Below are 18,394 nucleotides of genomic sequence, written 5' to 3'. Positions count from 1 at the left end.
CGGAATCGATCCAGTACGGCCCGGCCGGGAACATCCTCGGCAAGGGCAGCTTCACCAATTACCAGTACACGCATGCCAACCGGCCGCACCAGGTCTCCGCGGTCACCACGCCGGCGGGGGTGCGCAGCTACGGCTACGACGCCAACGGTAATCTGACCCAGGTGACCGGTCCCGGGGCGCGCACGGTGACGTGGTGGAGCTTCAACAAGCCGCGGCGGATGGAGCGCGACGGCAGCAATTCTGCCGAGTACTGGTACGGTCCGGGCGGCGACCGGGCGATGTTCCGCCAGTATGGCCGCAGCAGCGGCCAGACCGTGGTGACGCTCTACGGGTCCGCGCTCTACGAGCGCCGCCAGACGGGGATGAGCTTTGCTCATACCTTCTACGTCCAGGCCCAGGGCGCCACGGTGGCCACCATCGAGCGCAGCGGCACCAGCACCACCAACACCACCCGCTACTGGCACCGGGATCACCTGGGCTCGGTGGTGGCGATCACCAACGAGGCCGGCACCGTGGTCGAGCGGCTGGCCTATGATGCGTGGGGCAAGCGGCGCCCGGCGGACACCTGGCAGACCCCGACCCCCGGGGTGTTCATCGCCGCGATCAGCCTGACCCGCGGCTTCACCGGCCACGAGCACCTGGACCAGGTCGGCCTGATCCACATGGGCGGGCGGGTCTACGACCCGGAGATCGGACGGTTCCTGTCGCCGGACCCCTTCGTCCAGTTCCCCGCCTCCACCCAGGGGTTCAACCGCTACGCCTACGTCGGCAACAACCCGCTTTCCTATACCGACCCGAGCGGGTATTTTCTGAAGAAGGCGCTGAAGATTGGTTTGACCATTGCCGTCAGCTACTACACGGGTGGCTGGGCGGCGGGGTTGTGGGGCGAAGCGGCGGGTGCTGCCGTGGGCGGTGCGGTCGGCGGTTACCTGAACACCGGCACGGCCCAGGGCGCCGCCCTCGGGGCGCTGGGCGGCAGGCTGGCCTACGGCATCGGTCACCAGGTATCGGGGTTTCAGGGAGCGAGCTTTGCGGATCCGGGCAAGTTACTGGCCAGGAGCCTGGTGCACGGCATCACCCAGGGGGCAATTGCGGTGGCCGGGGGCGGTCGCTTCGGCGACGGGGCGCTGGGCGCCTTCGCCAGCAGCCTGGGCGGGCCGATGCTCGAAGGTATCGATCCCGGCCCGGCGCAGGCCATGACCGCGGCCGTGATCGGCGGCACCGTCTCGGTCATCGGCGGCGGCAAGTTCGCCAATGGCGCCATCGCTGCGGCTTGGGTCAATTTGTTTAATGATCAAGGGCGTCCTGGAAAACTGGACCACAGAGCGTGCGGCAAGTCAGGATTCACCTGCAGCTCGCTTGGCGTTCAAGAACGACTAACCTTCGTCGCTTCCGCCGAAGTAGTGACTGGTGAGAGCGCGAGCACTCTAGAAGACACCTCCGGGAAACTCCTGGAACTTGAGTCCGCGCGCCGAGGTGCCGGTTTCAGCATTCGTTTACGCGCTACAGTCGAAGCGGTCACAGTTGATCTGTACCGAATCGACATGGTTGAACAAGTTGTAGTCACGGCAAATGGGGAGTTCATTGGGAGCTTCGACGGCTTCGTGATGGAAACGGCACAATATGTTGAATTGGCCCGCGGGAGTGCTTATCGGCGCCCGGCTACTCCTTTCGAGGCAATGGCACCGCCTCGTTATCCAACTCGTGTCGACTGGTCGAGCTTGGTTGGCTATCGGATTCGGGAATCTGAAATCCAACGCAGGAGCTGGTAAGAATCATGGATTGTTGGAAATGGCCGCTCTTGGCGATATGGCTTGCGGTCTTATTATCGGGGTGCGATAGCCGGGCAAATCTGTGCGACGCGGGCGGGCGTTCGACGATAGCCCGGGATGACCTGCGCGAGGCGTTGGTAGCTGACCTTGAAGAGAAAGGCATACCGGTGCAATTGAGCCCTTCTGACGAAGTCTGCTACCAACCTCAACATAGAGAGTTGGTAGTTTCCCGCATTATCGCGCTGGATCTCGCGTTGAACCCGGCCAATCGCATGTCTATCCGAGATCCAGAGCTGGCGGTTTTGGCCGGGGAGGAGCTTGCTCGCGCCGGAATTGAATACGAACTGGTCAACGAGACCGATTCCACCGTCCTTATCTTCGACAACGAAACGGACGCAGCCAAGGCGATGCGAGTTGTTAGTGAGTTAAGCAAGCGTCACTACGAATCGAAGCCATCACACTAAAAACGACCGATCCGACCTCGGGACGCCTGCGCCGGGGGTTTGGTATGGCCGTATCGGCCGCACGGTGGCGGGCGGGTCTACGACCCGGAGATCGGGCGCTTCCTGTCCCCGAACGGTATTGTCGTCGATTATCGCTATGAGGGTCGCTGTCGGCCGATTGGTTAGGAGTTCCGAGCAAGCGCCGCCCGGCGGACACCTGGCAGACCCCGGCTCCCGGGGTGTTCATCGCCGCCATCAGCCTGACCCGCGGGTTCACGGGCCACGAGCATCTGGATCAGATCGGCCTGATCCACATGGGCGGGCGGGTCTACGACCCGGAGCTGGGGTGGTTCCCGCTGGCCGGAGTGCGCCCGAACGCGGGCGCCTTGCACTTGCACAGCGGCTGGGTATGACAGGGTCCTACTCACTTGAAAATCTGATGCCGCTCGCGTGCCTGTAAGGAATTTTGTGTTCGTGAGCCGTACGATAGATCCCGAGGAGGGAGAGACGCATGGGACGCAAGAAGTACAACGACGGAATCGACCGGGATATTTGGACCGTTAGCTACGCCTCAATAGACTTCCAGCACCGCCAGACTGGGGTTTCGGCCAAATTCTTCGATCTGCTGCCGATGTTTCAACAGCAGGTTGACCACGTACCACTTCGGTCGATTCCCGCACTTTAGCCAGACGATTTTCGGCGGCGTCCCGTAGAGCGTCGCCAGCTCATGGAAATCCGAGTCCAAGGTGACAATGGTGAAGCCGTGATCTTTGGCGTACTGCCAGATCGCGCGATCTTCGGCCTTGTGGAGCTCAAGGCGCATGGCCTGGCTGGATCCGGGAAACACCGGTGCCAACTCGTCCAGCATTCGGTAGGAAAGATTTTGGTCCAGCAGCAGCTTCACGGAACCTGTTGGCGTTCAGTTGCCGTGGATAGCCGTGAGCTGATGCTCCCGGTTGGCGGCGAAAGCGAGGCAAGCACGAATGTCCTCGACGACCAGCTCGGGGTAGTCCTCGAGGATCTGTTTTTCCGTCATCCCCTGGGCCAGCCAGTCCAGCACGTCATAGACCGTGATACGCATGCCGCGGACGCAGGGCTTCCCGCCTCGCTTGCCGGGCTCGATAGTGATGCGGCTTTGATAGTCCATACTCGCTCCTCGCTCGATTTCGCTAATGAATCGCGCGGGTTTATCGGAGACTTGTTTGCCTCACGAGGATTGAGCCACGAACCTGTAGAAAGAGCAACCAGCTCACCGTCCGGGCTCCGGGCCCGGACACCTGGTTCGGGTTGCCGTTGGCGTCGTAGCTGTAGTTGCGCAACCCTGCCGGCGTGGTGACCGCGCTGGCCGCTAGTTCTCCACGACGAGGGAATAGCAGGTACTCCGTCCGCCCCCGGGTTCCTTCTGCAGAGCGCCCCGGTCGATCAGATCCAGGATGTCGCGATGCGCCGTGTCCTGTGAGCATTTCGCGATCTTCGCCCATTTGGAAGTCGTCATCTTGCCCTCGGATCCGTCCAGCAGCCGGTTGAGCACCTTGATCTGGCGTTCGTTCAGGGCCGCTGTGGCAAATCGCTCCCAGAAGCGGGCCTTCGCCAGCACTGTGGACAGCGTGTGCTCGGCGGCGGCGATCGCACGCTCGAGGCACGACAGGAACCATGTTTGCCAACGGGTCACATCGAGCGGGCCCTTCTGCGTCCGTTCGAGGGTGTCGTAGTAGTCGTTGCGCTCCAGACGAATCTGTCCGGACATGCTGTAGAAGCGTTGCCGAGTCTCATCCGCTCGCGACAGTGCCATGTCGGCGATGGCGCGGGCGATGCGGCCGTTGCCGTCGTCGAACGGATGAATGGTCACGAACCACAGGTGAGCCAGCCCGGCTTTCAGGATCGGGTCGGACTCAGCGGGGGCGTTGAACCACTCGAGAAACGATTCGATCTCTTGCTGAATGCGGCTGGCCGGCGGCGTTTCGTAGTGCACTTGTTGCCGACCGATCGGGCCGGACACGACCTGCATGGGGCCGGTGCTGTCGTTCCGCCATGCGCCGACGGAAATCCTGTGCATGCCGCTCCGTCCGCCGGGGAAGAGCGCGCTGTGCCAGCCGTAGAGTCGCTCGACGGTCAGCGGCTCTTCGTATCGGGTGGTGGCATCCAGCATCATGTCGACGACGCCATCGATGTTGCGGTCGGCTGGAGCCAGCCCGGCGACGTCCATTCCCAGCCGGCGGGCAATGGACGATCGGACCTGGTCGGGCTCGAGATACTCGCCCTCGATCTCGCTGGTCTTGACGACATCCTGGGTCAGCGTCCGCAGGTGCGCTTCATTGCGCAGGTCGAAGCCGAGAGCTGCCATCCGGCCCAGGAGCTTCCCCTGGGCGCGGGACACCTGGCCAAGCAAAGTGGCCAAAGCGGCTTGATCCCAGGTGAACGCCGGCCAGTCAGGCTGCTGCCAGAGGTACAAAGCATTATCTCCGCACGACATGCGGATATTATCCGCGCTAATCTCCGCAGGCACAAGGCTGTTTTCCGTACTAATTGCGGAGAATAAGCGCGCTATTGTCCGCAGCGGCGCAAGACTGGTGCTACCTCGCCAGCAGCTGCCCATATCTGGTCGCTTGACACCATAAACGGCAGATCACTAGGATGAGCTGCACCGAAATCTGGATAAGGAGTTCCAGTCATGCGCTTTCAGGTGATCCTCGCAAGCCTTTTCCTGGTCGCTTTCCCCCCGCAATCCACCGCGACTCCTGTCGATCAGGCGCTCCAGGCGCGCACGAGCGACTGTGTGAGCAACTGCGCGAGCCTGGTTCGGATCGGAAAATCGCATGTCGTCGTGGCCAAGGATGCTGCCGGCGAGATCTTGAGGGTCATTTCGGTGGACTTGCCCCTGGACGCGAAGCTTGTGCAGTCCGATCAAGAAGTGCGCCAAGACGGCGTGCAGTCGATGAGTAGCGGTGCGACGGGGGGTGGTACCGTCGAAACCCGCACCGAAACGTACGTTACAGCGACCGAGATCATCGTCGTCACCTACTATTTTTACTTTGACGCTAATGGGAACCTGGTTGACGTCCAGACTGACACCCGGCGATTCCCGCGCGGTGACACCGAACAGGAACGTTGAACGATGGTGGCGAACTGAGCTGCGCCAACGGAGTTGATGGATGTCCGGGGCAGCGGCTCGGGCCATTGCACGGTCCCCTTCGCTTGGAAATCTGATGCCGCTCAGGGGACCGTGCAATGGCCCGAGCCGCGGTCAGGCAAAAGGTCGCGTGACCCGTTGGCGTCAGCGCAAGGCGAGGAACAGGATGGCCGTGGCGATCACCACCACGATGACGAAAATCAACGGCAGGTAGCGCTTGAACACCGCCTCAGCCCAGCAGCGCCGGCACGTAGTGGTCGGCCAGCAGGAAGGAGAAGATGCCCATCAGGTAGGTGATCGAGTAGCTGAAGGTCTTCATCGGCAGCTCGGGCGCGTCGGAGCGCATCATGGCCACCGCGTAGTACAAGAAGCCGCCGCCGAAGCCGATGGCGCCGAGCAGGTACAGCCAGCCGCTCATGCCGGTCAGCCAGGGCAGCAGGCCGACGATGAACAGCAGGATGGTGTAGAGCAGGATCTGCAGGCGGGTGAACTCGATGCCGTGGGTCACGGGCATCATCGGGATGTTGACCTGGGCGTACTCGTCCTTGCGGGCGATGGCCAGCGCCCAGAAGTGCGGCGGCGTCCAGGTGAAGATGATCAGGAACAGCAGCAGCGCGTGGGCGTGGATGTCGCCGGTGATGGCGACCCAGCCGAGCACGGGCGGCGCAGCGCCGGCGGCGCCGCCGATCACGATGTTCTGCGGCGTGGCGCGCTTGAGGAACGCGGTGTAGACGATGGCGTAGCCGATCAGGCTGATGAAGGTCAGCACCGCGGTCAGCGGGTTGACCAGGAACCACAGCATCAGCATGGACACGACGCCCAGCAGCACGGCGAAGGCCAGCGCCTGGGCCTCGGTGAGGTGGCCGGTCGGCAGCGGGCGGCGGCGGGTGCGGCGCATGACGGCGTCAATCCGCGCGTCCAGCACGTGGTTGATCGCGGCGGCCGAGGCGGCGGCCAGGCCGATCCCCAGGGTGCCGAAGATCAGCTTGTCCAGCGGCACCATGCCGGGCACCGCGAGGAACATGCCCACCACGGCCGTGAACACGATCAGGCTGACCACCTTGAGCTTGCACAGCTCGAGGTAGTCGCCCAGCCGGACGGCAAAGCTGGTGGCGGGAAGTTTTCTGACCTCGGTCTGCACGGCATCTACCTGCGTGGTTCGTGGGGCCGGCGGCCGCCCGGGGCGCGGGCCGAACCCGTAATTTTGGCCGATCGGGCGGCCGGAGTCGATCCCGACGGCCCTGCTCAGCCGGCGTGAGCCGGCCTCAACCGATTCGGGACAGCCGGAGCAGCTTCTTGATGTCCTCCATCATCCCCTTGGGCGTCTGGTCCGCGGGATAACGCATCATGACGTTGCCCAGCGGATCGACCAGCCAGTAGCCCTCGTCCTGGCCGGCAAAGGCCGTCAGCAGGGCCTCGCCCGCGGCGCCGGTCGCGTCCACCACCACGAGGTCAGGGTGCTCCGCCGCGAGGAAACCCGCCTCCGGCGGCTCCGTGGTAAACAGGTACACCCGCTCGACCCGGTCCATCAGCCGTCCCAGCGCGAGGCGCATCTGGCGGCCGTTGTACAGCGCCTCCTGGCACGCCTCCTCGCAGGGCGAGCGCGCCACGTAAACCAGCGTCCAGCGGTCGCGCAGGAAGCCGTCGCCGTCGGGATAGGCCTCGGTTCCCGGCAGCGTGACCACGGGGGTCGGCTGCGGCGGCCGGACCAGCTCGCCGTGGTTCCCGGTCCCGCCGGGGCGCCAGTCGGTCCCGTAGTACAGGAACATCGCCACCGCGAGGGGGCCGAAGAACAGCAGGAACAGGCCCCAGGCCTGGAGGTTGCGCCGCTTGGGTTGCGTCGTGTCGTTCATGTTCAGTCCGTTTTCCTGAATGACCAGGCGAGATAAAGCACCACCAGCGTGATCGCCAGGGCGAACCACTGCACGGCATAGCCGATATGCCGCTCGGGCCCGAAGTCGGAGGGCCGCCACTCGCGGCGGAAGCCGTCCGGCTGGTCGGCGTCCAGCAGCACCAGGCCCGGGACGAGCCGCAGGCCGAGCGCCCCCTCGAGTTCGTCGCGGGAGGGGAATTGGACCACTTTGGGCCAGCCCGGCGCCAGCGTCGTCTCGAGCTCGATGCCGGGCCGCGGCAGCCGGTCCAGCTTGCCGCTGACGGTGCGCGGCTCGGCGCTGACGTCGATCACGGGCGCCACGTCGGTGGAGAAGTCGCGCGGGATCCAGCCCCGGTCCACCAGTACCGCCACCCCGTCGGCCAGCTGCAGCGGGGTGAGCACCCGGTAGCCGGCCTGGCTGTCCTCAACCCAGTTGTCGAGCAGGAACTGCCGTGCGCCGAGATAGCGGCCTGCCGCTTGCACGGGCGCGTAGCGGCGCAGCCCGTCGAGACCGGGACTGGCCGCGTCGAGTGCAACCGGGTCGCCGCCGGCGGCGAAGTCGTCGAACAATACCTGCTTCTCGCCGGCCCGGTTGAGCTGCCAGGTGCCCAGCGCGAGCAACAGCGGCAGGAAAAACGCAGTGAACAGGGTGGCCGGAACGCCCGGCCGGAAGCGGCGCCTGGTGGCATTCATGTCAGCCCCACCCCGAGTTGGACAAGGGCCCCGGAGTATACTGGCGGCTGCGCACGGAGGTTGTCATGAGTCCCATCAAGTTGCTGATCCTGCTCGCGTTCGTCGCGATTGTCGCCAGTCTCGCCTCCGGCCTGGTTTACCTGTTCAAGGACGACCACGACTCGAAGCGCCTGGTGAAGGCGCTGACCTGGCGCATCGGCCTGTCGGTCGCGCTGTTCGTCGTGCTGCTCGTGGCCTACGCGCTGGGCCTCATTACGCCGGGGCAGCTCTGACGCTGCCAGGCCGGCACGCCGGCCGCTGAACACCGCGCTCCTAAACCAGAAGGGCGTGCAGTGCACGCCCTCCGGTAGTCGTTCGTCCGCGGCCCGGCGTCAGAGCCAGTAGACGAAGATATACAGGCCCAGCCAGACCACGTCGACGAAGTGCCAGTACCACGCCACGCCCTCGAAACCGAAGTGTTGCTTCGGCGTGAAATGGCCTTTCAGCACCCGGATCCAGATGACGATCAGCATGATCACGCCCAGCGTCACGTGCATGCCGTGGAAGCCGGTGAGCATGAAGAACGTGCTGCCGTAGATGCCCGAGGTCAGGCGCAGGTTGAGGTCCTGGTAGGCGTGCACGTATTCGTAGGCCTGCAGGGAGAGGAACACCAGGCCGAGCACGATGGTCGCGAACAGCCCCCACGAGGTCAGCGCGCGATTGCCTTCCTTGATGGCGTGGTGAGCGATGGTGATGGTCACGCCGCTGGTGAGCAGGATGGCGGTATTGATGGCGGGCAGGCCGCCGGCGCCCATGATGCTGAAGTCGCCGCCCCAGGCCTTCGGGCCGCCCGTCGGCCACGCCGCCTCGTACCCGGGGTAGAGCAGGAGATGGGTGAAGAAGTTGTTGCCTTCGCCGCCGAGCCACGGAATGGCCAGCTGGCGGGCGTAGAACAGCGCGCCGAAGAAGGCGGCGAAGAACATGACCTCGGAGATGATGAACCAGGTCATGCCCATGCGGAACGAGCGGTCCACCTGGGCGTTGTACATGCCGGCTTCCGACTCGTCGATGACGTTGGCGAACCAGCCCACGATCATCACCAGCACCACCGCGATGCCGAGCCAGGCCACCCAGCCCATCAGGCCGACGCCGTTCAGCCAGGCCGAGACGCCGAGCATCATCAGGAACAGGCCCACTGCGCCTACGATCGGCCAGTAGCTGCCGTGCGGCACGTAGTAACGCTCAGAGTGATCCATCGGAATTCCCCGCTGTTATCGTTATTACAGGCCGGCTTGCGGCGTGCCTGCCGCGGCCAGGCCCGCCCGGTCAAAGAATGTGTAGGAAAGGGTCACGGTTTCGACATGCGCCGGCAGGTCCGGATCGATGATGAACACCACCGGCATGTCGCGGCCTTCCAGGGCCTCGAACTTCTGTTCGGTGAAGCAGAAGCACTCGGTCTTGTTGAAGTAGCGCGCGGCGTTCCCCGGCGCCACGCTGGGCACGGCGTGGCCGACGATGTCGCGCTCGCGCAGGTTTTTCGCCCAGTAAGTGGTGGTGTACATCTGGCCGGGGTGCACCATCATGCTGCCCACCTCGGGCCGGAACTCCCAGGGACCGCTGGAGTTCACCGAGGCGACGAACTCCACCCGCACCATGCGGCTGGTGTCGGGCGCGATGGCGACCTCGGTGGCCGCCTCGTTGCTGGTGCGGCCGCCGAGGCCCGTGATGTCGCAGAACACCTCGTACAGCGGCACCAGCAGGAAGCCGAAGCCGAACATCGCCACCGTCAGGGCGACGAGCTTCAGCACCATGGTCCGGGTTGCGCCCATGCTCACATCCCCTGGCTGCGTTGCGCCATGGTGAAGATGAACATCCCGTAGACCGCTGCCGCGAACAAGGCCAGCAACACCGCGGTGCGGATGATCCTGGCGCGTCGTGCCCGCGGGTCTTCGGGATGTTCGCTCAAAGCATGCACCTGCTTACTTCACCACCGGCGGCACGTCGAAGGTGTGCAGCGGCGCCGGCGAGGGCACCGTCCACTCCAGGCCGTGGCTGCCTTCCCACACCTCGGCCGTGGCCTGCTTGCCGCCCTTGGCGCAGCGATAGATGTTCCAGGCGAACATCAGCTGCGACAGGCCGAACAGGAAGGCGCCCACCGTGGCGATGGCGTTGAAATCGGCGAACTGCGTGGCGTAGTCCGGGATGCGACGCGGCATGCCGGCCAGGCCCACGAAGTGCATGGGGAAGAAGGTCAGGTTGACGGAGATGGCGGAGAGCCAGAAATGGATCTTGCCCATCTTCTCGTCGTACATGTGGCCGGTCCACTTCGGCAGCCAGTAGTAGACGCCCGCCATGATGGCGAACACCGCCCCCGGCACCAGCACGTAGTGGAAGTGCGCCACCACGAAGTAGGAGTCGTGGTACTGCAGGTCGGCGGGCACGATGGCCAGCATCAGGCCGGAGAAGCCGCCGATGGTGAACAGGAACACGAAGGCCAGTGCGAACAGCATCGGCGTCTCGAAGGTCATGGCGCCGCGCCACATGGTCGCCACCCAGTTGAACACCTTCACGCCCGTGGGCACGGCGATCAGCATGGTGGTGAACATGAAGAACAGCTGCCCGGCCAGCGGCATGCCCACGGTGAACATGTGGTGGGCCCAGACGATGAACGAGAGGAAGGCGATGCTGGCCGTGGCGTAGACCATGGCGCTGTAGCCGAACAGCGGCTTGCGGGCGAAGGTCGGGATGATCTCCGAGATGATGCCGAAGGCCGGCAGGATCATGATGTAGACCTCGGGATGCCCGAAGAACCAGAAGATGTGCTGGAACATCACCGGGTCGCCGCCGCCGGCGGCGGTGAAGAAGGCGGTGCCGAAGTACTTGTCGGTCAGCAGCATGGTCACCGCGCCCGCCAGCACCGGCATCACCAGGATCAGCAGGTAGGCGGTGATCAGCCAGGTCCAGGTGAACAGCGGCATCTTCAGCAGGCCCATGCCCGGCGCACGCATGTTCATGATGGTGACGATGATGTTGATGGCGCCCATGATCGAGGACAGGCCCATCAGGTGGATCGAGAAGATCAGGAAGGGGAAGGCGTTGCCCGTCTGCAGCACCAGCGGCGGGTACATGGTCCAGCCCGAGGCGGGCGCGCCGCCCGGCAGGAACAGGGTCATGAGCAGCAGCGAGAAGGCGAAGGGCAGGATCCAGAAGCTCCAGTTGTTGAGCCGCGGCAGCGCCATGTCGGGCGCCCCGATCTGCAGCGGCACCATCCAGTTGGCCAGGCCGACGAAGGCCGGCATCACGGCGCCGAAGATCATGATCAGCGCGTGCATCGTGGTCATCTGGTTGAAGAAGCCGGGGTCCACGAACTGCAGGCCCGGCTGGAACAGCTCGGCGCGGATCACCAGCGCCATGGCGCCGCCGACGAAGAACATCACCAGGCTGAACACCAGGTACATCGTGCCGATGTCCTTGTGATTCGTGGTGGTCAGCCAGCGCATGAAGCCGGTGGGGTGGTGGCCGTGATCGTGGTGGTCGGCGTGCGTTGCGGTAGACATCTCGGACTCTCCTCGAAGACGGCTCAGCGGGCGGCGGCGATGTCGGCGGGCTGGGCCGTGTCGCCGGTCTCGTTGCCGAAGGCGTTGCGCTGGAAGGTGATCACCGCGGCCAGCTGCTCATCGCTCAGCTGCGGGCCGAAGGCGGCCATGGCGGTGCCGGGACGGCCGTTCACGACGGTCTGGATGTGCTCTTCCAGCCCGATCTTCAGCTCGGCCAGCGCGGGGAAGCCTGCAGCCGGCAGGCCGCTGCCGTCGGCCTGGTGGCAGGCCGCGCAGTACGTCAGGTGAACGTTGCGGCCCTCGGACATGAGGGCGTCCATGCTCAGCGACGCGTCGGCAGCAGCGGGTTCCGCAGCTGCGGCGGGCGCCGCGTCCTCGGCGGCCGTGGCCGGCGCGGCCGCTTCGACCGGAGTCGCCGGCGCGGTGGTTTCAGTGCGCGCCACCGCGGGCGTGGCCTGGGGCGCCTGCTCGGCGAGCCAGGCCGTGAATTCGTCCACCGGCAGCACGTCCACCACCACCGGCATGAAGGCGTGGTCGCGTCCGCACAGCTCGGCGCACTGGCCGCGGTAGGTGCCGGGCACGTCCGCTTGGAACCAGAACTCGTTGACGAAGCCCGGGATGGCGTCCTTCTTACCGCCGAAGTCCGGCACCCACCAGGAGTGGATGACGTCGTTCGAAGTCAGCAGCAGGCGGACCTTGGCGCCGACCGGGACCACCAGCGGGCGATCCACGTCGAGCAGGTAGTTCTCGACGGCGTTCACGTCCACGCCGGAGCGCAGCTGCCGCGCGCGGTTGGATTCCTGCGACAGGTTGCTGAAGAACTGCACGCCCTCGTCGAGATACTCGTAGTGCCACTTCCACTGGTAGCCGGTCACCTTGACGGTGAGATCGCTGTTGCGGGTATCTTCCATGCGGATCAGGGTGTCCGCGGCCGGCACGGCCATGGCGACCAGGATGGCGATGGGAATCACCGTCCAGACGATCTCGACCTTGGTGCTGTGCGAGAACTTGGCCGGTTCCACGCCGCGCGACTTGCGGTGGTGGAAGATCGACCAGATCATGGCGCCGAACACGACCACCGCGATCACCACGCAGACACCGAAGATCAGCATGTGAAGCTCGTAGACTTCGTTGCTGATGCCGGACACTCCACGCGGCATGTTCACGGCCCAGTCGGCCCACGCCGACGCCTGTACGGCGAGGGCCAGCCCCACGCCTGCCGCAATGCGGCCCATCCACTTTCTCGTGGTCTTGGACATCAGTCCGGGCTCCCCTGGATCAGGACACTCTCGTTCTATCATTCGCGCGATCCCGCCCCGCGGTTGCGTGCGCCGGCTCCTTGCCGGCAACCAGCTCCGCGAGGCGTAGTCGCAGGCTTTCGCGCTCGTTCCCGGTCAGCACGGCGCCGATCTCACGGCGCTCCCTCCCGCAGCACAGCAGCAGCCGGGGCGGGTGTCCCCGCCACGGAGCGCGTTCCAGCTCGACCCGCGTCCAGTGACGCGGGAGCTCGAATCGCTCCTCCAGGGCGCCGGCGCCCCGCTCGACCACGATGCGGTCGCCGTACACGCTGACGATCTCCCGGTACCGGCCCCGCTTCATGCTCAGGCCCAGCGCCACGCCGAGCGCGAACAATTCGAGCCCGGCAAACGGCAGCACCGGCCAGAAACCACGCGCTGCGAGCGCTCCCGCCAGCACCAGGGAGGATACAGCCGTCACGCCGAAAAACAGGAAAGCTCCCTGCCGGGTCAGCGAGGAATTTGCGCTGACCAGGACCTGTCCGAGAAGCTTGTCGCTGATTTCGGAGACGTCTCCAACCTCCCGCCGCCGACCAGGGCGTCGCAAAAAGCGCGCTAATCGTAAGTGAATGCCGTAATACGGCGCAACACGGCGGCGGCTTCCCGGGCCCGCGCCAGTTCGCCCGGATGCCGGCAATGAGGCAGCCGCGCCAGCAGCGGCGCCCCCAGGCGGGCCTCCAGGGCGCTGATGTTCTCCTCCAGCCTGGGCATGGCCGGATCGATCGGGTTGGCCACCCAGCCCGCCAGCTCGAGTCCGTCCGCGCGAATGGCCTCGGCGCTCAGCAGGGCGTGATTCAGGCAGCCGAGGCGCAATCCCACCACCAGCACCACCGGAAATTCCAGCAAGCGCGCCACGTCCGCCAGCGTCTCCCGCGCATTCAGCGGCACACGCCAGCCCCCCGCACCCTCCACCAGTGTGAAGTCCGCGCCGTCCCCGGCGCGGTGGCAGGCATCCGCCAGCATGGCCGCCTGCAGCTCGACACCGGCCTCGGCGGCCGCGATGTGCGGCGCGATCGCCGGCTCCAGCGCGAACGGATTGACGATTTCCAGCGGCCGTTGCAACGGCGCGGTCGCGGCCAGCAGCTCGGCATCGGCGTTCACCAGCCGGCAGCCCTCGCGCCGGCAACCGGCCGAGACCGGCTTGCAGGCCGCGGCGCGCACGCCGGCCTGCGCCAGGTGCAGCAGCAGCGCGGCGCTGAACAGCGTCTTGCCCACGCCGGTGTCGGTGCCGGCGACGAATATGCCTTTCATCGCCGCCGCCGCCCGATGTCTGTCAGCGGCACGGTGACTGCTCCGTCCGCGTCCGGTGCGGGCCGCGCCGCGGCTGTCGGCGCCCAGGCGTGCCCGTACACAACTTCCCAGGTGGCCGGCAGGCGCCCGTCGCGGCGCAGGCGCTCGTAGTGCGCCTCTGCTGCCGCCAGGCGCTGCCGCCCGGTGAGGCCGCGGTTGCGCCCGGCCGTAGCGTTGCTTGCGCCCATGGTCTTGAGGTCGCGCATCAGGCTGCGCAGGTCCGCGTAGGTGAGCGTCAGGTGTTCCACGTCCATGACGGGTTCGGCGAGGCCGGCGCGCACGAGGGCGTCGCCGAGGTCGTGCATGTCGATGAAGCGGCTGACGTGGGTGTGGCCGTCCGCGGCGCTCCACGCTGCGCGCAGCTCCTTGAGCGTGTCCGGGCCGAAGGTGGCAAACAGGAGCAGCCCGCCGGGCCGCAGCACGCGGCGGAACTCGCGGAACACCGCATCGGGCTCGTTGCACCACTGCAACATGAGGTTGGAGAACACCAGGTCGACCGAGGCGTCGGCGAGGGGCAAGGCCGCGGCGTCGGCGCATACCGGGTCGAGCCGGCGCCACCACGGACGCTGCCGGCGCGCCTGCGCCAGCATGCCGGGCGCCAGGTCGAGGGCCACGACCCCGGCGCGCCGGTAATGCCGCAGGAGCGCCCGCGTGCCGTGGCCGGTGCCGCAACCCGCGTCCAGGATCCGCTGTGGCGCCAGCCTGAACAGCTCGAGGCGCTCGAGCAGGCGGGCGCGCACTTCGGCCTGAACCACCGCGACCGCGTCGTAGCCGGCCGCGGCGGCATCGAAGGCGGCACGTACGCGCCGGCCCTCGAGATGGTAACGGTCGTGGCTCATGCGGCGACCTCCGTGCCGTCCAGGAAAGACGCCACTGCGCCGGCAAACTCTTCCTCATGCGTGAGGAAGGGCGCATGGGCCGCGCCGGCGAAGACGCGGCAACGACCGTCGGGCAGGGCCGCGGCAAGGCGTCGGCCGGCTGCCGCCGGGGTGAGGCGGTCGCGCTCGCCGGCCAGGACCAGCGCGGGCAGCGCGAGGGCCGGCAGCTGCGCGCGCAGGTCCGTGGTCGCGAGGATGTCCAGTCCCGTGGCCAGCGCCGCCGGGTCGGGCGCCGGGCTCTCGGCCAGCAGCGCGCGCAAGGTGCGCAGCAGGGTGGCGGCGCGGGCGTCGCCGCGCAGTTGCAGGCTGAGGAAGTCGCGCACCGTCTTGTCGTGGTCCCGCGCCAGGGCGCCTGCGAAACCCGCCAGCTCCTCGGCGGGCACGCCGCAGGGCCAGTCCGGAGCGGCCACGAAGCGCGGCGTGGTGGCGACCAGCACCAGGCGCCGGATATCGTGTCCCGCCAGGGCGGCGGCCATGGCGACCTGGCCGCCGAGCGACCAGCCCAGCCATGCGCTGCCGGGCGGGGCCACGTCCGCGATTGCGTTCGCCCAGCCCGCGAGGCTGGGCGTCACGGCCGCGGCCCGGTTGCGACCGTGGCCCGGCAGGTCGATCAGTGCCAGGCGGAAGCGCCGCGCCAGGTGCGGCAGCAGGGGCGACCAGGCGGCGGAGTTGAGCCCCCAGCCGTGCAGCATGACCAGGCCGGGCCCCGCGCCGCGCAGCTCGACCGCGAGCTTCATGCGCCGGCCTCCGCGCGCAGCGCCGCTACCGTCGCCAGCGCCTCCAGCAGGCGATCGACATCCGCCTCCTCGTGGGCGGCGGACAAAGTGATGCGCAGGCGGGCCGTGCCTGCCGGGATCGTCGGCGGCCGGATCGGCGTCACCCACAGTCCGGCCTCGAACAGCGCTGCGGCGGCCTGCAGCGCGACCCCGGACGAGCCGGCCAGCACGGGCTGGATCGGCGTCGCCGATGGCAGCAGCCGGAGGCCCAGCGTAGCGGCACCGTGCCGGAAGCGCGCCACCAGCGTCTCGAGGCGCGCGCGGCGCCAGGGCTCGGCGCGCGCGATGGCAAGCGCCCGGCGCGTGGCAGCAGCCAGCGGCGGCGGCGGCGCGGTGGTGTAGATGTAGCTGCGGGCTCGCTGCACCAGGGTCTCGATGACCGCCTCGCCGCCGGCGACGAAGGCGCCGAAGGTGCCGAAAGCCTTTCCCAGCGTGCCCACCAGCGCCGTGACGTCCGCCGGCTGCAGCCCTGCCGCGGCGACGCTGCCCGTGCCTTCCGGCCCCAGCACGCCCAGCCCATGGGCGTCGTCCACCAGCAGCTCCGCCTGGTGCCGCCGGGCGGCGTCGGCCAATGCTGCAAGCGGCGCCGCATCCCCATCCATGCTGAAAACCCCGTCCGTGACGATGAACCGCCGGCGTGCCGCGCCCTGCAGGCGCCGCACCGCCGCAGCCGCATCGGCGTGGGCATAGCGACGCACGGTGGCGCCGGACAGCCGGCTGGCATCGAGCAGGGAGGCATGGTTGAGCCGGTCCTCCGCCACCAGGTCGCCGCGCTCGGCCAGCGCGCCCAGCAGGCCGAGGTTGGCCATGTAGCCGGTGGAGAACAGCAGCGCCCGCGGGAAGCCGGTGAACTCGGCCAGCTCCTCTTCCAGCGCCTGGTGCTCCGGGCCGTGGCCCGCCACCAGGTGCGCCGCGCCGCTGCCGGTGCCTCCGGTGCGCGCGTGCGCGGCCAGCGCCTCGGCAAGCCGCGGGTCGCGCGCCAGGCCGAGATAGTCGTTGCTGCAGAAGGCCAGGCAGCGACGCCCATCCACGACCAGCTCCGCCGGGCCAAGCTCGGGCGACCAGGCGGCGATGCGACGGCGGCGGTAGAGGTCGGCCTGCTCGAGTCGCTCCAGCTCGCGCCGCAGCGCCTCAGTTGTGGCGGGCGTCGCCACGCGCGTCCGCCGGGCCGGGTTCCGGCACCAGCCCCAGGCGCTCGAACAGCGCCATGTCGCCGTCGGCGTCCGGGTTCGGCGTGGTGAGCAGCTTCTCGCCGTAGAACACAGAGTTGGCGCCGGCGAAGAAGGCCAGCGCCTGCATCTCCTCGCTCATGTCCGTGCGCCCGGCCGACAGCCGCAGGTGCGACCCCGGCATGAGGATGCGGGCCACCGCGATGGTGCGGATGAACTCGAAGGGATCCAGCGGTGCGGCGCCTTCCAGCGGCGTGCCGGGCACGCGCACCAGCTGGTTGATGGGGACGCTTTCCGGGTGCGCCGGCAGCGTGGCGAGGGTGTGCAGCAGCGCCACGCGGTCCTCGCGCTCCTCGCCCATGCCGAGGATGCCGCCGCAGCACACCTTCATGCCGGCGTCACGCACGTGCTGCAGCGTTTCCAGCCGGTCCGCGTAGGTGCGCGTGGTGATGATCTCCGGGTAGAACGCCGCGGAGGTGTCGAGGTTGTGGTTGTAGTAATCGAGCCCGGCCTCGCGCAGCGCCTCGGCCTGCTCGGCGGTGAGCATGCCGAGAGTGGCGCAGGTTTCGAGGCCAAGCGCCCGCACCTGCCGCACCATCTCCATGACCACAGCCAGCTGCTTCGGCTTGGGATTGCGCCAGGCCGCGCCCATGCAGAAGCGCGTGGCGCCGGCCGCACGCGCTGCGCGCGCGCGCTCCACCACCGCCTCCACCTCCAGCAGCGGGTCGACGGGCAGGCCGGTGTCGTAGCGCACGCTCTGCGGGCAGTACGCACAATCTTCCGGGCAGGCACCGGTCTTCACCGACAGCAGGGTGCTCACCTGCACCTCGTGGTGCGGGAAGTGCTCGCGGTGCACGCCGTGAGCCCGGTAGAGCAACTCGAACAGCGGCAGTTCGAACAGGGCGCGGACATCCTCGAGGCGCCAGTCGGTGCGGATTTCGCTCATGGTTTGCGGCTCTTGTCGACGGCCCGTTTGCGGGCCAGGAGAAGAAAAAACGCCCCTGTGTGCGGCGAGCGGGGCGGCGCATGATGGTTGCGGAGTATTCGCAGCGCAAAGAGAGGCTGTCAACCTGTGTGGGCCTTGCTGGTTAACAGCCGCTTCGGGCCGCGCCTGCCGCGCTGGCCCTGCGAACTGTGCGGCGATCCGGCCGGCACCGCCGGGATCTGTGCGCCCTGCCGCGCCGACCTGCCGTGGATCGGCAGCGCATGCCCCGGCTGCGCCGCGCCCATGAGCGTGCCCGGGCCCTGTGCCGAGTGCGCAGCGCGCCCGCGCCCCTGGTCCACCGTGGTGGCCCCGCTGGCGTGGCGCTTCCCGGTCGACGCCCTCGTGGCGCGCTTCAAGTACGCCGGCGCCCTGCACTTCGGCGCGCTGCTGGGGCGCCTGCTGGCCTCGCGCTGCGCGGGCCGCGCGGTGGACGGCGTCGTCCCGGTGCCCCTGCACCGCGCCCGGCTGGCCGAGCGCGGTTTCAACCAGGCGGCGGAACTGGCGCGGCCGCTGGCGACGGCGCTGGGCGTCCCGGTGCTGGAAGGCGTCGCCCG

Annotated in this window: 22 protein-coding genes and 1 pseudogene; 6 read left to right on the top strand and 17 right to left on the bottom strand. The window is 67.5% G+C overall.

From position 1 onward, the window contains the following. The 3 genes from G8346_RS04770 to G8346_RS04760 form a co-directional block, all read left to right on the top strand. Window positions 1-1,772 (top strand): RHS repeat domain-containing protein (locus G8346_RS04770; RefSeq protein ID WP_206202587.1); only part of this gene is annotated, 1,772 nt, incomplete at its 5' end. Between the two features lie 5 nt (window positions 1,773-1,777). Next, complete coding sequence (locus G8346_RS04765) at window positions 1,778-2,236, top strand: hypothetical protein (RefSeq protein ID WP_166048760.1); 459 nt, start codon at window positions 1,778-1,780, stop codon at window positions 2,234-2,236. Between the two features lie 218 nt (window positions 2,237-2,454). Further along, the gene (locus G8346_RS04760) at window positions 2,455-2,628 is read left to right on the top strand and encodes a hypothetical protein (protein WP_166048758.1); all 174 of its coding nucleotides are present in this window, start codon (window positions 2,455-2,457) and stop codon (window positions 2,626-2,628) included. Window positions 2,629-2,786: 158 nt separating this feature from the next. Here G8346_RS04760 and G8346_RS04755 read toward each other — a convergent pair whose 3' ends face one another. The 3 genes from G8346_RS04755 to G8346_RS04745 form a co-directional block, all read right to left on the bottom strand. After that, complete coding sequence (locus tag G8346_RS04755) at window positions 2,787-3,119, bottom strand: DUF5615 family PIN-like protein (RefSeq protein ID WP_166048756.1); 333 nt, start codon at window positions 3,117-3,119, stop codon at window positions 2,787-2,789. Between the two features lie 15 nt (window positions 3,120-3,134). Next, window positions 3,135-3,362 (bottom strand): DUF433 domain-containing protein, encoded by a 228-nt coding sequence (locus tag G8346_RS04750; protein ID WP_166048755.1) that lies wholly within the window; start codon window positions 3,360-3,362, stop codon window positions 3,135-3,137. Window positions 3,363-3,563: 201 nt separating this feature from the next. Further along, the gene (locus G8346_RS04745) at window positions 3,564-4,688 is read right to left on the bottom strand and encodes a Fic family protein (RefSeq protein ID WP_206202591.1); all 1,125 of its coding nucleotides are present in this window, start codon (window positions 4,686-4,688) and stop codon (window positions 3,564-3,566) included. Window positions 4,689-4,886: 198 nt separating this feature from the next. On the opposite strand from G8346_RS04745, the gene G8346_RS04740 reads away from it, so the two are divergent. Continuing rightward, complete coding sequence (locus tag G8346_RS04740; protein WP_166048751.1) at window positions 4,887-5,327, top strand: hypothetical protein; 441 nt, start codon at window positions 4,887-4,889, stop codon at window positions 5,325-5,327. Between the two features lie 247 nt (window positions 5,328-5,574). On the opposite strand, the gene cyoE is transcribed toward G8346_RS04740, so the two are convergent. From cyoE to G8346_RS04725, 3 genes are all read right to left on the bottom strand, one after another. Continuing rightward, window positions 5,575-6,486 carry a heme o synthase gene (gene cyoE, locus G8346_RS04735; protein WP_166048749.1) on the bottom strand — a complete coding sequence of 304 codons (912 nt, stop codon included), beginning with the start codon at window positions 6,484-6,486 and terminating at the stop codon, window positions 5,575-5,577. A gap of 124 nt (window positions 6,487-6,610) precedes the next feature. After that, a complete protein-coding gene (locus G8346_RS04730) occupies window positions 6,611-7,198 on the bottom strand; it encodes a cytochrome oxidase assembly protein (protein ID WP_166048747.1) in 588 nt (195 codons plus the stop codon). A gap of 2 nt (window positions 7,199-7,200) precedes the next feature. After that, window positions 7,201-7,911, bottom strand: coding sequence for an SURF1 family protein (locus G8346_RS04725; protein ID WP_166048745.1), 711 nt, complete (start codon window positions 7,909-7,911; stop codon window positions 7,201-7,203). Between the two features lie 65 nt (window positions 7,912-7,976). On the opposite strand from G8346_RS04725, the gene G8346_RS04720 reads away from it, so the two are divergent. After that, window positions 7,977-8,183 (top strand): twin transmembrane helix small protein, encoded by a 207-nt coding sequence (locus G8346_RS04720; RefSeq protein WP_166048743.1) that lies wholly within the window; start codon window positions 7,977-7,979, stop codon window positions 8,181-8,183. Window positions 8,184-8,282: 99 nt separating this feature from the next. Here G8346_RS04720 and G8346_RS04715 read toward each other — a convergent pair whose 3' ends face one another. The 11 genes from G8346_RS04715 to bioB are packed head-to-tail and all read right to left on the bottom strand — an operon-like array spanning window position 8,283 to window position 17,801. After that, on the bottom strand, window positions 8,283-9,146 hold the full coding sequence (locus G8346_RS04715) for a cytochrome c oxidase subunit 3 (protein WP_166048741.1): 864 nt from the start codon (window positions 9,144-9,146) through the stop codon (window positions 8,283-8,285). Window positions 9,147-9,170: 24 nt separating this feature from the next. Further along, the gene (locus G8346_RS04710) at window positions 9,171-9,719 is read right to left on the bottom strand and encodes a cytochrome c oxidase assembly protein (protein ID WP_166048739.1); all 549 of its coding nucleotides are present in this window, start codon (window positions 9,717-9,719) and stop codon (window positions 9,171-9,173) included. Between the two features lie 2 nt (window positions 9,720-9,721). Next, a complete protein-coding gene (locus G8346_RS14940; protein WP_255453957.1) occupies window positions 9,722-9,856 on the bottom strand; it encodes a hypothetical protein in 135 nt (44 codons plus the stop codon). Window positions 9,857-9,869: 13 nt separating this feature from the next. Then, on the bottom strand, window positions 9,870-11,447 hold the full coding sequence (gene ctaD, locus G8346_RS04705) for a cytochrome c oxidase subunit I (protein WP_166048737.1): 1,578 nt from the start codon (window positions 11,445-11,447) through the stop codon (window positions 9,870-9,872). Window positions 11,448-11,470: 23 nt separating this feature from the next. Continuing rightward, window positions 11,471-12,706: a cytochrome c oxidase subunit II gene (gene coxB / locus G8346_RS04700; protein ID WP_166048735.1), complete on the bottom strand. Its 1,236-nt coding sequence runs from the start codon at window positions 12,704-12,706 to the stop codon at window positions 11,471-11,473. A gap of 19 nt (window positions 12,707-12,725) precedes the next feature. Next, window positions 12,726-13,289, bottom strand: coding sequence for a DUF2244 domain-containing protein (locus G8346_RS04695; protein WP_166048733.1), 564 nt, complete (start codon window positions 13,287-13,289; stop codon window positions 12,726-12,728). Between the two features lie 8 nt (window positions 13,290-13,297). Next, window positions 13,298-13,993, bottom strand: coding sequence for a dethiobiotin synthase (gene bioD, locus G8346_RS04690; RefSeq protein ID WP_166048731.1), 696 nt, complete (start codon window positions 13,991-13,993; stop codon window positions 13,298-13,300). After that, window positions 13,990-14,871, bottom strand: a complete 882-nt coding sequence (gene bioC / locus G8346_RS04685; protein ID WP_166048728.1) for a malonyl-ACP O-methyltransferase BioC — start codon at window positions 14,869-14,871, stop codon at window positions 13,990-13,992. Before bioC ends, bioD begins: the two co-directional genes overlap by 4 nt. Then, a complete protein-coding gene (gene bioH, locus G8346_RS04680; protein WP_206202586.1) occupies window positions 14,868-15,647 on the bottom strand; it encodes a pimeloyl-ACP methyl ester esterase BioH in 780 nt (259 codons plus the stop codon). The genes bioC and bioH overlap by 4 nt, the downstream gene beginning before the upstream one ends. Further along, a complete protein-coding gene (bioF, locus tag G8346_RS04675) occupies window positions 15,644-16,840 on the bottom strand; it encodes an 8-amino-7-oxononanoate synthase (protein WP_166048727.1) in 1,197 nt (398 codons plus the stop codon). The genes bioH and bioF overlap by 4 nt, the downstream gene beginning before the upstream one ends. Next, window positions 16,818-17,801: a biotin synthase BioB gene (gene bioB, locus G8346_RS04670; RefSeq protein ID WP_166048725.1), complete on the bottom strand. Its 984-nt coding sequence runs from the start codon at window positions 17,799-17,801 to the stop codon at window positions 16,818-16,820. Before bioB ends, bioF begins: the two co-directional genes overlap by 23 nt. A 135-nt stretch (window positions 17,802-17,936) precedes the next feature. Between bioB and G8346_RS04665 the strand changes: the two are divergent. Then, window positions 17,937-18,394 (top strand): annotated as a pseudogene (locus G8346_RS04665) (ComF family protein); the annotation flags it as partial.

Origin of the sequence: Thioalkalivibrio sp. XN279 (assembly GCF_011089885.1) — a bacterium.
Taxonomy (GTDB): domain Bacteria; phylum Pseudomonadota; class Gammaproteobacteria; order Steroidobacterales; family XN24; genus XN24.
Note: the sequence above shows the minus strand (reverse complement) of the source record. Positions and strands in the feature narration are given on the sequence as shown.

What these genes read in the sequence shown, in the direction of transcription:
- G8346_RS04765 (WP_166048760.1), top strand. Translation starts at nt 1,778, where the DNA reads ATGGATTGTTGGAAATGGCCGCTCTTGGCGATATGGCTTGCGGTCTTA.
- G8346_RS04750 (WP_166048755.1), bottom strand. Translation starts at nt 3,362, where the DNA reads ATGGACTATCAAAGCCGCATCACTATCGAGCCCGGCAAGCGAGGCGGG.
- G8346_RS04745 (WP_206202591.1), bottom strand. Translation starts at nt 4,688, where the DNA reads ATGTCGTGCGGAGATAATGCTTTGTACCTCTGGCAGCAGCCTGACTGG.
- G8346_RS04740 (WP_166048751.1), top strand. Translation starts at nt 4,887, where the DNA reads ATGCGCTTTCAGGTGATCCTCGCAAGCCTTTTCCTGGTCGCTTTCCCC.
- G8346_RS04730 (WP_166048747.1), bottom strand. Translation starts at nt 7,198, where the DNA reads ATGAACGACACGACGCAACCCAAGCGGCGCAACCTCCAGGCCTGGGGC.
- G8346_RS04725 (WP_166048745.1), bottom strand. Translation starts at nt 7,911, where the DNA reads ATGAATGCCACCAGGCGCCGCTTCCGGCCGGGCGTTCCGGCCACCCTG.
- G8346_RS04720 (WP_166048743.1), top strand. Translation starts at nt 7,977, where the DNA reads ATGAGTCCCATCAAGTTGCTGATCCTGCTCGCGTTCGTCGCGATTGTC.
- G8346_RS04715 (WP_166048741.1), bottom strand. Translation starts at nt 9,146, where the DNA reads ATGGATCACTCTGAGCGTTACTACGTGCCGCACGGCAGCTACTGGCCG.
- G8346_RS04710 (WP_166048739.1), bottom strand. Translation starts at nt 9,719, where the DNA reads ATGGGCGCAACCCGGACCATGGTGCTGAAGCTCGTCGCCCTGACGGTG.
- ctaD (WP_166048737.1), bottom strand. Translation starts at nt 11,447, where the DNA reads ATGTCTACCGCAACGCACGCCGACCACCACGATCACGGCCACCACCCC.
- coxB (WP_166048735.1), bottom strand. Translation starts at nt 12,706, where the DNA reads ATGTCCAAGACCACGAGAAAGTGGATGGGCCGCATTGCGGCAGGCGTG.
- bioD (WP_166048731.1), bottom strand. Translation starts at nt 13,993, where the DNA reads ATGAAAGGCATATTCGTCGCCGGCACCGACACCGGCGTGGGCAAGACG.
- bioC (WP_166048728.1), bottom strand. Translation starts at nt 14,871, where the DNA reads ATGAGCCACGACCGTTACCATCTCGAGGGCCGGCGCGTACGTGCCGCC.
- bioH (WP_206202586.1), bottom strand. Translation starts at nt 15,647, where the DNA reads ATGAAGCTCGCGGTCGAGCTGCGCGGCGCGGGGCCCGGCCTGGTCATG.
- bioB (WP_166048725.1), bottom strand. Translation starts at nt 17,801, where the DNA reads ATGAGCGAAATCCGCACCGACTGGCGCCTCGAGGATGTCCGCGCCCTG.